Below are 13,463 nucleotides of genomic sequence, written 5' to 3' on the forward strand. Positions count from 1 at the left end.
GTTCTACTGGCTAGATACTTTACCGCTTAACGGCAGTGGGCGCACGACGGCCGTACGCCATCACCAGCAGCAAAATACCGCCGACAATCATTGGCGCAGACAGCAACTGCCCCATGGTGAGCCAGTCAAACGCCAGGAAGCCGAGCTGCTCATCGGGCTCACGGAAGAACTCCACACTGGAGCGGAACACGCCGTAGAGCAGAAGAAACAGGCCGGATACCGCCATCCGAGGCCGCGGCTTTGCGGAATACCACCAGAGGATGGCGAACATCACTACGCCTTCCAGTACCGCTTCATAAAGCTGTGAGGGATGCCGCCCCAGACCATCTGCCGCCCGCGGGAAGATAACCCCCCAGGTCTGATAGGTGGGACGCCCCCAGAGCTCGCCGCCGATAAAGTTGCCGACCCGCCCGGCGCCGAGACCGATCGGAATCAACGGCGCGACAAAGTCCGCCAGCTCGAAGAAGCGTTTACCGTGGCGGTGGGAGAACCAGGCGATGGCGACCAGCACACCCAGCAGACCACCATGGAAGGACATCCCTCCCTCCCAGATAGCGAACAGCCAGAGCGGGTCATCGAGGAAATAATCAAAATGGTAGAACAGTACATACCCGCAGCGACCGCCCAGCACGACCCCCAGCGCGCCCCAGAACACCAGGTCGGAGACCTGCTGCTCAGTCCAGCTCGAACCGGGCTGACGCGCACGCCAGCTGCCCAATGCCCAGGCTGCGCCAAAGCCGATCAGATACATCAGTCCGTACCAGTGTACCTTGAGCGGCCCCAGCTCCAGCGCCAGCGGATCTATATCATGAACCCACACAAACTTACCCCTAGAGAAGATTAGTGACGAGAAAACGTACGCCCACAAAGGCGAGAAACGCTGCAAAAATCAGTTTCAGCCGCCGTTGTGGCAGACGATGCGCCAGCCGCGCACCGAAACGTGCGGTCAGGGCGCTGGTCAGCACTATACCCACCAAAGCTGGCAGATAGATGTAACCCAGACTCCATTCCGGCATCTGCGCCTCACCCCACCCGGTCACCACGTTGCCGATCGCACCGACCAGGGCGATAGGCAATCCACAGGCGGAAGACGTTGCCACAGCCTGCGGCATGGTCAGCTGCCGCCAGTGCAGATAGGGCACGGTCAACGTACCACCACCGATACCAAACACCGCAGAGGCGCAGCTTACGCCACTACCGGCAACGATCAGCTCCGGTTTACCCGGGTCTTTATCGCCGGCGGCCGGCAGCAGATTCAACGCCATCTGCAGCGCCACGATCAGGGTGAAACAGCCAAATGCCAGCTGCAGCACACGCCCGGTCAGCATCTCCGCTATCCAGACGCCGCCCAGGGCACCCGCGAGGATTCCGACCGAGATCCAGGGAAAAAGGTTCCAGCTCACAGCACCCTTGGCGTGATGCGCCCGGATTGAAGCGATCGAGGTAAACACGATCGTCCCCAGCGATGTGGCTACCGCCGCATGAGTCAGCACCTCGGGCGCCATTCCCTGGGCGGCAAATGAAAAAATCAGCACAGGCACGATCAGCAGCCCGCCACCTATACCGAACAGGCCGGCCACAAACCCGGCACCGGCTCCCAGCAGCAGGTATAACCCGATTATCTCCAGCATTACGTCAACATCCGTTCTGTTTACCCTGACGAAAAGGGCACTATATTAGGGACTAGACCCGTTTATGAACATCCCCGCTGTACAGGAGCCCCCGCCTTGTGCCTGATCGTTTTCGCCCTCAATGCCGACCCTGACTGGCCATTCTTACTGCTGGCCAACCGGGATGAGTTCCACGCAAGGCCTACACGTTCACTGCACTACTGGCCCGACGCACCGGTTATCGCCGGACGCGATCTTCGCGCCAATGGCAGCTGGATGGGTCTCAGCAGGGATGGACGCTTCGCCGCCCTGACCAACTACCGCGATGGTCGCGAGCCCCTGCAGCAGGGCGCATCCCGGGGGCAGCTGGTCACAGACTTTCTTTGCGGCGACAGGCCCGCCAGCGACTACCTACCCTCGACAGAGGTAAGGTCCGGCTACAACCTGCTCTGGGCAGACGACGGGGGCTTTTTCTACGGCAGTAACCGTGGCGGGAATGTGAAAAGGCTGGACACAGGCATCCACTCGTTGAGCAATGCCCTGCTGGATACGCCCTGGCCCAAGACCAGGCGCGCAAGACAGGCACTGGAACAGGCTCTGGGTACTGGGAAGACAGCCCCCTCAGAACTGATTGAGCTGCTGCACGATGATATCCGCGCTGCCGACGACCAACTGCCCGACACCGGCATCCCTTTCGACAAGGAACAATTACTGTCGAGCTGTTTTATCCACAGCGAGGATTACGGCACCCGGGCCAGCACGCTAATCATGCAGAACAGCGCGGGCGACACGCGGATCATCGAACGTCGCTACGACAGACACGGAGAGCAGAGCGGAGAAACCGATCTGAGCCTGAGGCTAAAACCGCTTGGCATCAGCCCTCAATAAACGGCAGGAACGATTAGTCTTCGCGTCCAGGCAGGCTCGGTCGGGTCAGGCTGCCCAGACCCATCTTTTTCAGCGACGTGCGCAGGTATTGATGAATCGCCTCGGCGTCATCCATACGCATTACCCGCTGCAGTAATGAATTGGCCTTGGCGAGACTGCAGCCGCGGATGGCAGACTTCACTTTTGGCAGGTTATTGGAGTTCATCGACAGCACATCGTACCCCATGGCCATCAGCAGCAGCGCACCGCCCGGATCGGCTGCCATTTCGCCGCAGATCGAAACGGTCTTGTGCTCCTTGCGCGCTTCCTGAGCGATAAACTGCAGCACTTTCAGTACTGCCGGATGATAGGGCGCGTAAAGGTCTGCCACACGGGGGTTGTTACGGTCCACCGCCAGCAGGTACTGGGTCAGGTCGTTGGAACCCACGGAGATGAAATCCACCTTGCGGGCAAAACGACGGGTCAGGTACACCGCTGCTGGCACCTCCACCATGATGCCGATCGGCGGGCGTTCCACATCCAGCCCCTCTTCCTGCAGTTCACGCACGGCGCGGTCGATCTGCTCGACCGCTTCCTCGATTTCATGCATGCAGGTAACCATCGGCAGCATGATACGCAGGTTGCCGTAGCCCAGCGCCGCCCTCAGCATGGCGCGCACCTGCACCAGGAATATCTCGGGGTGATCCAGCGTCACGCGAATACCGCGCCAGCCGAGAAAGGGGTTCTCTTCACTGATCGGGAAATAGGGCAGCGCCTTGTCGCCGCCGATATCCAGCGTACGCATGGTCACCGGCCTGGGCGCAAAGGCTTCCAGCTGGCGACGGTAGATATGCATCTGCTCCTGCTCGCTGGGGAAGAAGTCCCGCGTCATGAACGGAATCTCGGTGCGGTAGAGGCCTATCCCCTCAGCACCGCGCTCCAGTGAACGCTCCACATCACTGGTCAGGCCGGTATTCACCCAGAGCGGCATGCGATAGCCGTCGGTGGTCTGCGCCGGCAGATCGTGCAGGGTCTCCAGGCCAGCGGCGATCATCTGCTCTTCACGCAGAATTTCGCCAAAAGCGTTTTTCAGATCATCGGACGGGTTCACATAGACCCGGCCACTATAGCCATCGAGGATGATGTCGCGGCCATCCATGCGGGTAAACGGCAGATCCACCACCCCCATGGCCGTAGGGATACCCATGGAGCGCGCCAGAATTGCGGCATGGGAGTTGCCCGATCCACTGACGGAAACCAGCCCGACCAGCTTATCTTCAGGCACCAGCCCCAGCATCGCCGGTGACAGGTCATCCGCCACCAGTACGGTCTGGTCCGGATACTCCACCTCGCTGCTGCCGACCCCCTCCTGCAGGTGACTGAGAATCCGCCGCCCCAGATCACGGATATCGGTGGCACGCTCACGCAGGTAGGCATCCTCCATGGAGGAGAACTGACGCACATGGTCGGCCACCACTTCACGCAACGCACCCTGAGCCCAGTTGCCGGCACGGATCCGCTCCACCACCTGGCCGGCCAGGGCGTTATCCTCAAGCATACGCAGATAAACATCGAACAGCGCCTGCTCATCACTGCGCAGCCGCTGTGACAGAGACTTGCTCACTTCACGGATATCATGACGCACTTGTTCCAGCGCTTCGGTAAACTGCGCCACCTCACGCTCGATATCCTTGGCGCGCTTATCCGGCACGCCTTCAAGATCGGCCGGCAGACTCGCTACGAATACCTGACCTATGGCGATGCCCGGCGCCCCTGCCACACCGCTGAAACGACGGTCCTGAACAATCTTGGCCGTTCCACCCAGATTATTGCCTACTGGCTGAATAGAACCCGTGGCTTCGGCATGGGCGATCACCCCGGCCAACTGAGCCGATACGGTTACCAGGAACGCCTCTTCGGATTCATCGAAGCGACGGCGGTCATGCTGCTGCACCACCAGAACGCCCAAAACCTCGCCCTGGTGAATGATCGGCACACCGAGAAAGGCGTGAAAACGTTCTTCACCGGTGGACTGCACGTAAATAAATGAAGGGTGGAGGGAAGCATCCTCCAGGTTGATCGGCTCCGCCCGCTGCCCTACCAGGCCGACCACACCCTCGGTGGGCGACAGGCTGACCACACCCACCGCTTCCCGGTTGAGTCCCTGGGTGGCCTTGAGCACATAGCGCTGAGTGATGGTATCAAGCAGATAGATGGAGCAGACCTGGGTATGCATGGCGCGCTGAATACGCCTGACCGTAAGGTCAAGAACAGACTCAAGATCAGGGGCGGCACTGACCTCCTGGACTATTTTGCGCAGTACGCTCAGCATCGCCATTTGAAGTGCCCCCTACTCTCTTAACGCTCTATAACCTCTATCGCTCTGAAACCGGCTGCAGACGCGCCAGCTTCGGCGATAATTCTCTTAATGCTTTGCGGTAAACCTCTCGTTTGAAAGAGACTACCTGCCCCAGAGGATACCAGTAACTGACCCAGCGCCAGCCATCAAACTCCGGCGAATCAGTCTCGTCTATTCTCACTGCATTGTCATGACTGAGCATGCGCAGCAGGAACCACTTCTGTTTCTGGCCCACACACACAGGGTGTGAGTGGCGCCGAATCATGCGTTTGGGCAGCCGGTAGCGCAACCAGCCTCGGGTGACCGCAAGAATCTCAACGTCCCTTGGCGATAGCCCGATCTCCTCTTTCAGCTCACGAAACATCGCCTGTTCCGGGGTTTCGCGGCCCTGAATACCGCCTTGCGGAAACTGCCAGGCATCCTGCCCTATGCGCCTTGCCCAAAGTACCTGACCCAGCGCGTTGACCAGAATGATGCCGACATTCGGTCTGAACCCGTCTGAATCGATCACAGTTTAATCCCGAAATAACTTATTAATATGAAGCTATTGTTCCATAGATCTACAATCAGGCAAATAGCCTGCCACTTAAGCACCAGTAACCTTTGCCTGCTTAAGCTGCGGCAGTGATTCACTTGGGATAGCTGCCCTCTACGTTACCTGCCTGTCGCTTCACGGCCCGCAAACCTGCATTCCCTGGGCAGGCTTCGTTGCATGGCCTATAACCTGCGCTTATCCTATCCGCCTTACCCTTAAATGTGCCGCAGATGCGGCTGGAACGGAGTGTTCAGACGTGCCCCTGGCTATATTCGATCTCGACAATACCTTACTTAACGGTGACAGTGACCATGCCTGGGGAGAATTCCTCTGCCAACGCGGCATCGTCGACGAGAAAGCTTACCGGGAGGCCAACGACCACTTTTTCCACCAGTATCAAAGCGGCACCATGGATATCCATGAGTTCCTGAATTTCGCCCTGCGACCGCTGGCGAATCACAGCGAAGAGCAGCTCAATGCCTGGCACGACGAATTCATGGCCGAGTGCATCGAGCCGATGATGTTACCGGCAGCGCACGCGCTGCTCGACAAGCACAGGGAACAGGGCGACTTCCTGCTGATCATCACCGCGACCAACAGCTTTGTTACCGGCCCCATTGCCAAACGCCTCGGCGTTGACGCCTTGCTGGCTACGGAACCGGAGCGGATCGGCGATCGCTTTACCGGCCGCGTGGCGGGCACGCCCTGCTTTCAGGATGGAAAAGTAGTACGACTAGACGCCTGGCTGAAGGAAACCGGACACACACTGGCGGGGAGCAGCTTCTACAGCGACTCCCGCAACGATCTACCCCTGCTGGAGAAAGTGGAAAACCCGGTGGCCGTAAATCCGGATGACGCGCTCGCCAATACCGCTCGGGAACGCGGCTGGCCGATCATGGATCTGCGCAGCTGATTTTCAGGCCAGGACCTGCGCCACTCAAATCGCGACCTTGCACTCACGCAGGGTCCGATTCAGCTCCATCATCACCTGACGCCGGGTAATCATGCCCACCAGACGGCCGTTTTCGACCACCGGATAGTTCTTTGGCCTGGCCTTGCTCATCTGCTGCGCCAGGTCGATGACGCTATCCGACGGAGACACGCAAAGCGGTTCCTGGTGCATGATATCGGCCACCTGAATGCGGGCATCACAGTAATAGCTGCTGCTGACCAGATATCTCAAGCAATCATGCTCGGACAGAAAGCCAACCACCTCTTTGCGATCGCCCACCACCGGCAGACCCAGCTGTCCGGACACCAGAATCAGCTCTACCGCCTCCGATAGTGCCATCTGGCCAGACAGCGGGTGCGTCACCGGGAACATCAGGTCACGCACCTGTTTCTGATGAAGCATGACCGACCCTCCTTTAAACGTTAGTCATTGCGACTAAAGTGTGGCAAAGGATCGGCGCTTTTGCCCGCAGCCGGGCAATTATTTCATCAGGGGCAGGGATAGGTGTAACGGTTATGCAGCACTTCGATCTGCTCAACCAGCTCATCACTAAGCTGTAGATCCACCGAGGCGATATTCGCGCGCAACTGCTCCATCTTCGTGGCGCCGATGATGTTACTGCCAAGGAAGTCTCGGCTGTTTACATAGGCCAGCGCCATCATGGCGGGATCGAGACCGGCATTTTTGGCCAGATTTACATAGGCTTCAGTCGCGGCCTGCCCCTGCTCAGACAGATAACGGGCAAACTGCGGAAACTCCACCAGGCGGGAACCTTCAGGGCGAGCGCCACCAAGATACTTGCCGCTGAGCACACCGAACGCCATTGGCGAGTAGGCCAGCAGATCCACCTCTTCACGCAGCATCACCTCGGAGAGCCCCACTTCCAGCGAGCGGTTCAGCAGGTTGTAAGGGTTCTGCACCGAGATCGGACGCGGCAGATTATGCAGTTCCGCCAACTGCAGGTATTTCATCGTGCCCCAGGCGGTCTCGTTGGAGAGGCCGATATAGCGGATCTTGCCCTCGTCCACCAGTTCGCCCAGCACCTGCAGGGTTTCCAGAATCGGCGTACCGTCCTTTTCCGGGCGGTGACCATAAGCCAGCTTGCCAAAATAGTTAGCGACCCGATCCGGCCAGTGCAGCTGGTACAGATCGACGTAATCGGTCTGCAGACGGCTCAGCGAGTCTTCCAGCGCCTTGCGGATGTTGGCACGATCAAGGTGCAGATTCGGACGCAGATAGCTGATCTGTTCGCCAGGGCCTGCCACCTTGGTAGCCAGCACCACCTTGTCACGACTGCCGCGGGCTTTCATCCAGTTACCGATGTATCGCTCGGTATTGCCCTGATAGGCCGGATCAGTCGGCACCGGATACATCTCTGCAGCATCGATCAGGTTCACACCCGCATCCAGGGCGTAATCCATCTGTTCAAACGCTTCCGCTTCGGTATTGGTGCGTCCGAACGTCATGGTACCCAGGGCAATTCGGCTGACCCTGAGATCGGACCGACCCAGCTGTTTGTACTCCATCAATGCTCTCCTTGATTAGCTCTCGGGCGCGAACTGCCTCAGCTTGCCGGCAGCACACGCATGAAATAGGCCTTGAGGTATTCGGTTTCAGGAATCGCCGGGTGGATCGGATGATCGGCCCCCTGGTAACCCTGGGCAAAGATCTGCGCGTAACGATCCAGCTCGCGGCTGTTGGAACGCAGCATATCGACCAGACGCTCTCGCTGCAGATGCATGGAGCAGGAAGCGGAGATCAGGATCCCGTCCTTGGCCAGCAGGCGCATAGCGTAGTTGTTGATACGGGCGTAGGCACGCTCGCCATTCTTGATATCTTTGCGCTTCTGGATAAATGCCGGCGGATCGACGATCACCACATCGAAACGCTCCTTCTCTGCCACCATTCCCTTGCACAGGTCGAAGGCATCGCCCTGCAGGGCACGGAAGCGTCGCTCGCCATCATTGATGCGGGCGTTTTCCGCGGCCACTTCCAGCGCGCCTGCGGATGCATCCAGGCAGGACACCTCCTCGGCACCGGCCGCCAGCGCCTGGGCACCCCAGCCACCCACGTAGCTGAACAGGTCCAGGACCCGCTTACCCTTGACCATGGACTGCATGCGGGCGCGGTTTTCACGGTGGTCATAGAACCAGCCGGTCTTCTGCCCGGTCAGCACCGGCGCCAGCAGACTGACCCCGTTCTCGCTCAAAGGCACCAGCTCCGGCACCAGCCCCTGGACCACCTCAACATAGGTTTCCAGGCCTTCCACCGAGCGCATTTTGCTGTCGTTGCGCAGCACGATGGCGGCGGGCTTGAACACACGGTTAAGGGCATCGATCACCTCGCCCTGCACCCGCTCCATACCGGCCGTTGCGATCTGCACCACGAAGATATCGTAGAAACGGTCGATCACCAGTCCCGGCAGCGCATCAGAATCACCGAACACCAGCCGGTAGCAAGGCTGATCGAACTGGGCGTCACGCAGCGACGCAGCCACTTTTAGACGGTGAGCAATCAGCGAACGATCCAGCATATAGTCGCTGCCGCGGCTGATAATACGCCCGCAGATCAGCGTATTCGGGTTTACGTAGGCCAGCCCCATCACCTTGCCGCGGGCGTTTTCGACCAGTACCTGTTCGCCCGGCTCAAACTCTTTCAGAGGCGTGCGCTTGGTATCGACTTCGTTGCTGTAAATCCAGAGATGGCCACCACGCAGACGGCGATCCGCATTGGCCTGTAGCACCAGGGGTTTGATCTTCATAACTGCCGTATCGCTTGAAATGAGTGTCCCGGCACGAGGCCGGGACAGGGGGAGAGGCTAGCGTCCGCCAATGGGGCGCCGTTATTCTGATTCACACTGCTCAGCATAGGCGTCTGCATCGAGCAGCTCGTCCAGCTCTTCGGGATCGCTGAGCTTTATCTTGAAGAACCAGCCGTCACCATAGGGATCGGAATTCACCAGTTCCGGTGACTCTTCCAGATCCTCGTTGATGGCAATCACCGTACCGCTGAGCGGTGCGTATACATCGGATGCCGCCTTGACCGACTCAACCACGCCGGTTTCGTCGCCGCTGGCGAGCTCTGCATCCAGATCAGGCAGTTCCACGAATACCACGTCACCCAGCAGCTCCTGGGCGTGATCGGTCACACCGATGGTGACAACGCCATCACCCTCTTCGCGGATCCATTCGTGGCTGGCCACATATTTCAGTTCACTCGGGATATTGCTCATCGTTCGATCCTTTAACTTTGAATCTCAGGAAAACTGCTTCTTGCCCCTGCGCACGAAGGGCGGCTGTATCACTTTAACCACCAACTTCTTGCCGCGCACCTCAACCTCGGCCGTATCGCCGGTAGCCGCAGGAACACGCGCCAGTGCCACGGAGCAACCCAGGGTTGGCGAGAAACCGCCACTGGTGATTTCACCCTCGCCGACACTCTCTCCCACTTTGCCCACCAGTACCTTCTGATGCGAGCGCAGCACACCGCGCCCCTCGAGTACCAGCCCAACCAGTTTAGTCGGCACACCCTCGTTACGCTGCTTTTCCAGCGCATCGCGACCGATAAATCGACGCTCCTCAGGTTCCCAGGCCAGGGTCCAGGCCAGATTGGCTTCCAGCGGCGTCACCTGCTGGTTCATATCCGCGCCGTAGAGGTTCAAACCGGCCTCAAGACGCAGGGTATCACGTGCGCCAAGACCACAGGGCTTGGCTCCGGCGTCGATCAGCGCCTGCCAGAAAGCAACCACCTCTTCATCAGGCAGCATCAGCTCGAGTCCATCTTCGCCGGTATAACCGGTGCGGGCGATAAACCAGCCTTCGGACTCCTGCCCCTGAAACGGTTTCAGACCATCGATCAAACGGGCGCGGCTTTCGCTAAGCACAGAAGCGGTCAGTTTAAGCGCGTTGGGCCCCTGCACGGCGACCATTGCCAGATCCGGCTGCTCATTCAGACTGACATCAAAGCGTACGGCACAATCAACCATCCAGGCCAGATCCACATCGCGGGTACCGCAGTTCACCACCAGGCGGAACCATTCATTGGTTCCCGGCTCGGTCATGCGGTAAACGATCAGGTCATCGATCACACCGCCCTGCTCGTTGAGCATGGTGGTATAGAGCGCCTGCCCCGCATGTTTGAGACGAGCCACATCGTTGGCCAGCAGATAACGCAGGTAAGCCGCGGCCTGACCGCCGGAGACGTCGACGATAGTCATGTGAGAGACATCGAAAAGGCCGACATCGGCTCGAACCTGGTGGTGTTCTTCCACCTGGGAGCCATAATGCAGCGGCATATCCCAGCCGCTGAAATCGACCATTTTGGCGCCAAGCGCCAGATGCTGAGCATGGAGCGGTGTTGTTTTTGTCATCGTTCAACCCATGGGTTGAGGCCCCGGGCCGCTGTACACAACAGGGATACTTAGCAGGGAGTACACGGCCGGCAGCATGAAAAAAAGGGATGACAATGTATCGGCAATTCAGCGCCAGTTCAATGTTTGAACCGGCGCTGCGAATCAGCTTCTCAGGCCAGCGGTCGCCGCGCCAGACGGGGCACCTCGCCACGCAGCCCCATCGCCATAAGCACCAGATGCTGTTTGACTGGAGAGATACGGTCCATCAGGTTCATGCCGCTGGAACGCAGCAGCCGCAGGGGCGCCGGCAGATCGTCAAACAGCCGCCTGAAGCCCTCCATCACCGCCGCGGTCTGGATATTGTCGGCGCGACGCATACGCTGAAAACGGCGCAGTACCGCTTCCTGGGCCCAGTTCTCGCCGCGCTCATGGGCATCGAGTATCACCTCGGCCAGCGCCGCCGCATCGAGAAAGCCCAGGTTCACGCCCTGCCCCGCCAGCGGGTGAATGGTGTGAGCCGCATCGCCCACCAGTGCCAGCCCCGCCTGCACGTAACGCTGCGCATGACGCTGACGCAGCGGATGCACATGGCGTTTATCAACGCTCAGGATATGACCCAGGCGATGTTCAAACGCCTTGCCCAGGGCCTGGCAGAACGACTCGTCATCCAGCGCCATCAGCTCACGGGCGTGGCCCGGCGAGGTGGACCATACGATAGACAGGGTGCGGCCGTTGGGGTGGGCCAGCGGAAGCAGCGCCAAAGGCCCATCTTCAGTGAAACGCTGCCAGCAGGTGCTCTGGTGCGGATCTTCGGTTTCGATGGTGGTCACAATCGCATGGTGACCGTAATCCCACTCGGTAGCGCCCATACCGGTCAACGCTCTGACACGGGAGTTGGCGCCATCGGCAGCGACCAGCAAACGGGTTTCAATACTGCGGCCATCACCAAGACGCACCTTACGCGCACCCAGCGGATCCGGGGAGGATATGGATTCGATCTTCACGCCGGTGTCGAACTGAACGTTATCCGCCTGCTGCATCACCCGGTACAGCGCCGCCAGGGTGACGCGATTTTCGACGATATGCCCCAGGCAGGGTTCGTGCAGCTCATCGGCGCCAAAGTGGATTTCACCGCGTCCGGTACCATCCCAGACGCGCATATCGGTATAGGCGCTGGCACGGGTATCGAGAATATGGGGCCAGGCGCCCAGATGAGTCAGCAACTGCTGTGAAGCGCAGGTAAGCGCACTGACACGTGGGTCGAAACCTGCCTCGGTCAGCGTCGGCAGCGCGTCGATCAGCTGTTCCGGGCGATCCTCGCGGCTCTCAAGGATGCGGATATTCAGCCCGGTAGGCGCAATAGCGCAGGCCAGGGCCACACCGACCATGCCGCCACCGACGATAAGGATATCCACAGATTCGGTTACCGCTTCGGCTGTCGACACCGTGCACCTCTACTTTCAATTCATATTGTTGCCAACGTTACATCGCAACCCTGGCGTTATATCAATGACGCTATCTCAATGAAGCTTGGGCGCCGGCTGATCCAGCCCCATGGCAGCCCGGGCCAGCAGGGTTTTACCCAGCGGACAGAGCTCCAGCGCCACCAGCCCCGCGTCTCTTAACAAACCGACACCGGGCTGCGAGCTGGTAAACAGCTTCATGGTGCGGTCGCTGAACTGGATAGTGCGGAACTGGTCGGAGTGGCGGGCAGTTTCAAACGCCTGCAGCGCATGCAGATCGCCCAACGGCAATCCCTCACGGCGACGTTCAATAATCATATCGGCCAGGGCGACAACACCGCGGAACGCCAGGTTAAAGCCCTGCCCTGCAATCGGGTGCAGCGCGTGAGCCGCGTTACCCAGCACCACCAGTCCTGCGCGGACCTGCTCTTCCGCCAGCACCAGTTTAAGCGGGTAGTGAAAACGCTCGCCGACCCTCACAAAACGGCCGGCGCGGTAGCCAAAGCGCTCCTGGAGCTTGCGCAGAAACGCCGCATCGTCCAGCGCCAGCACTTCGTCTACATCGTCTTCCGGCAGGGTCCAGACCAGGCCACAACGCGCCTGCCCATCCAGATCTTCACCGGGCAGCAGCGCAATCGGTCCGCTATCGGTGAAGCGCTCGTAAGCTACACCCGCATGACTGCGATCCAGGCTGACATTGGCCACCAGCGCATGCTGTTCATAGCTGCTCTGGCTGTAACCTATGCCGAGTTTTTCCCGCAGCGATGAGCGACCACCATCGGCGATCACCACAAGACCTGCATTCAGGGTGCGTTCGCCCTCGGCGGTGCTGATCCGCACCTGACTGCCATCGGCGCGGTTATCCAGATCTTCTACCTGGGCCGGAGCGATAAAGTCGATCCAGGGCGCACCCTGCTGTGCCAGACGGCTCAACAACACCTGGCCCAACCAGTGGTTCTCCACCACATAGCCCAGCGCGGAGACATTCTCGCGCTGGGCATCCAGGCGGGTCACGCCGAAGCGACCGCGGTCGGATACGTGAATATGCTCAATCGGTGTCAGGTGCTGCGCCAGTTGCTGCCAGATCCCCATGCGCTCGAACGGCGCGCGCACACCATAGGCCAGCGCGGTAGAGCGGGCATCGTAACTGGGCTGGAACACCGGCTCACCGGGAGCCGGCATCTGTTCGGCCTCAACCACGGCCACGCGCAGCTTCAGCTCACTGGCGACCGGCAGCAGGGCGCAGGCCAGGCTCGCGCCCACCATGCCACCACCGACGATTACCAGGTCATATTGATCTGCCAGATCAGAGTCGTCACGCATCGT

13 protein-coding genes are annotated in these 13,463 nt (G+C 59.7%); 2 read left to right on the forward strand and 11 right to left on the reverse strand.

Annotated features, from left to right (window positions below; translation table 11 throughout):
- Nucleotides 1-19: 19 nt before the first annotated feature.
- Together lgt and C4S72_RS18550 are read right to left on the reverse strand one after the other, a co-directional pair.
- The gene (lgt, locus tag C4S72_RS18545) at nucleotides 20-820 is read right to left on the reverse strand and encodes a prolipoprotein diacylglyceryl transferase (protein WP_104004668.1); all 801 of its coding nucleotides are present in this window, start codon (nucleotides 818-820) and stop codon (nucleotides 20-22) included.
- A 10-nt stretch (nucleotides 821-830) separates the two neighbouring features.
- The gene (locus tag C4S72_RS18550; RefSeq protein WP_104004669.1) at nucleotides 831-1,631 is read right to left on the reverse strand and encodes a sulfite exporter TauE/SafE family protein; all 801 of its coding nucleotides are present in this window, start codon (nucleotides 1,629-1,631) and stop codon (nucleotides 831-833) included.
- A 96-nt stretch (nucleotides 1,632-1,727) separates the two neighbouring features.
- Here C4S72_RS18550 and C4S72_RS18555 point away from each other — a divergent pair, with 96 nt between their 5' ends.
- Nucleotides 1,728-2,498, forward strand: a complete 771-nt coding sequence (locus C4S72_RS18555; protein ID WP_104004670.1) for an NRDE family protein — start codon at nucleotides 1,728-1,730, stop codon at nucleotides 2,496-2,498.
- Nucleotides 2,499-2,511: 13 nt separating this feature from the next.
- On the opposite strand, the gene ptsP is transcribed toward C4S72_RS18555, so the two are convergent.
- Nucleotides 2,512-4,809: a phosphoenolpyruvate--protein phosphotransferase gene (gene ptsP / locus C4S72_RS18560; RefSeq protein ID WP_104004831.1), complete on the reverse strand. Its 2,298-nt coding sequence runs from the start codon at nucleotides 4,807-4,809 to the stop codon at nucleotides 2,512-2,514.
- 43 nt (nucleotides 4,810-4,852) lie between these two features.
- A complete protein-coding gene (locus C4S72_RS18565) occupies nucleotides 4,853-5,347 on the reverse strand; it encodes an RNA pyrophosphohydrolase (protein ID WP_104004671.1) in 495 nt (164 codons plus the stop codon).
- Between the two features lie 280 nt (nucleotides 5,348-5,627).
- On the opposite strand from C4S72_RS18565, the gene C4S72_RS18570 reads away from it, so the two are divergent.
- Entirely contained in the window at nucleotides 5,628-6,284 is a 657-nt protein-coding gene (locus C4S72_RS18570) for a histidinol-phosphatase (RefSeq protein WP_104004672.1), read from the forward strand.
- Between the two features lie 24 nt (nucleotides 6,285-6,308).
- On the opposite strand, the gene C4S72_RS18575 is transcribed toward C4S72_RS18570, so the two are convergent.
- From C4S72_RS18575 to ubiH, 7 genes are all read right to left on the reverse strand, one after another.
- Entirely contained in the window at nucleotides 6,309-6,725 is a 417-nt protein-coding gene (locus tag C4S72_RS18575) for a CBS domain-containing protein (protein ID WP_104004673.1), read from the reverse strand.
- Nucleotides 6,726-6,811: 86 nt separating this feature from the next.
- Nucleotides 6,812-7,849 (reverse strand): NADP(H)-dependent aldo-keto reductase, encoded by a 1,038-nt coding sequence (locus C4S72_RS18580; RefSeq protein WP_104004674.1) that lies wholly within the window; start codon nucleotides 7,847-7,849, stop codon nucleotides 6,812-6,814.
- 38 nt (nucleotides 7,850-7,887) lie between these two features.
- The gene (locus tag C4S72_RS18585; RefSeq protein WP_200826834.1) at nucleotides 7,888-9,084 is read right to left on the reverse strand and encodes a class I SAM-dependent rRNA methyltransferase; all 1,197 of its coding nucleotides are present in this window, start codon (nucleotides 9,082-9,084) and stop codon (nucleotides 7,888-7,890) included.
- Between the two features lie 81 nt (nucleotides 9,085-9,165).
- Nucleotides 9,166-9,555, reverse strand: a complete 390-nt coding sequence (gcvH, locus tag C4S72_RS18590) for a glycine cleavage system protein GcvH (protein WP_104004675.1) — start codon at nucleotides 9,553-9,555, stop codon at nucleotides 9,166-9,168.
- Between the two features lie 24 nt (nucleotides 9,556-9,579).
- Nucleotides 9,580-10,692: a glycine cleavage system aminomethyltransferase GcvT gene (gene gcvT / locus C4S72_RS18595; protein WP_104004676.1), complete on the reverse strand. Its 1,113-nt coding sequence runs from the start codon at nucleotides 10,690-10,692 to the stop codon at nucleotides 9,580-9,582.
- 152 nt (nucleotides 10,693-10,844) lie between these two features.
- On the reverse strand, nucleotides 10,845-12,119 hold the full coding sequence (locus tag C4S72_RS18600; RefSeq protein ID WP_235009189.1) for an FAD-dependent monooxygenase: 1,275 nt from the start codon (nucleotides 12,117-12,119) through the stop codon (nucleotides 10,845-10,847).
- A 75-nt stretch (nucleotides 12,120-12,194) separates the two neighbouring features.
- Complete coding sequence (ubiH, locus tag C4S72_RS18605; protein ID WP_235009190.1) at nucleotides 12,195-13,460, reverse strand: 2-octaprenyl-6-methoxyphenyl hydroxylase; 1,266 nt, start codon at nucleotides 13,458-13,460, stop codon at nucleotides 12,195-12,197.
- Nucleotides 13,461-13,463 lie beyond the last annotated feature (3 nt).

The organism is Marinobacterium lutimaris (assembly GCF_900108065.1).
Lineage (GTDB): Bacteria > Pseudomonadota > Gammaproteobacteria > Pseudomonadales > Balneatricaceae > Marinobacterium_D > Marinobacterium_D lutimaris.

What these genes read in the sequence shown, in the direction of transcription:
- C4S72_RS18550 (WP_104004669.1), bottom strand. Translation starts at nt 1,631, where the DNA reads ATGCTGGAGATAATCGGGTTATACCTGCTGCTGGGAGCCGGTGCCGGG.
- ptsP (WP_104004831.1), bottom strand. Translation starts at nt 4,809, where the DNA reads ATGCTGAGCGTACTGCGCAAAATAGTCCAGGAGGTCAGTGCCGCCCCT.
- C4S72_RS18575 (WP_104004673.1), bottom strand. Translation starts at nt 6,725, where the DNA reads ATGCTTCATCAGAAACAGGTGCGTGACCTGATGTTCCCGGTGACGCAC.
- C4S72_RS18580 (WP_104004674.1), bottom strand. Translation starts at nt 7,849, where the DNA reads ATGGAGTACAAACAGCTGGGTCGGTCCGATCTCAGGGTCAGCCGAATT.
- C4S72_RS18585 (WP_200826834.1), bottom strand. Translation starts at nt 9,084, where the DNA reads ATGAAGATCAAACCCCTGGTGCTACAGGCCAATGCGGATCGCCGTCTG.
- gcvH (WP_104004675.1), bottom strand. Translation starts at nt 9,555, where the DNA reads ATGAGCAATATCCCGAGTGAACTGAAATATGTGGCCAGCCACGAATGG.
- gcvT (WP_104004676.1), bottom strand. Translation starts at nt 10,692, where the DNA reads ATGACAAAAACAACACCGCTCCATGCTCAGCATCTGGCGCTTGGCGCC.
- ubiH (WP_235009190.1), bottom strand. Translation starts at nt 13,460, where the DNA reads ATGCGTGACGACTCTGATCTGGCAGATCAATATGACCTGGTAATCGTC.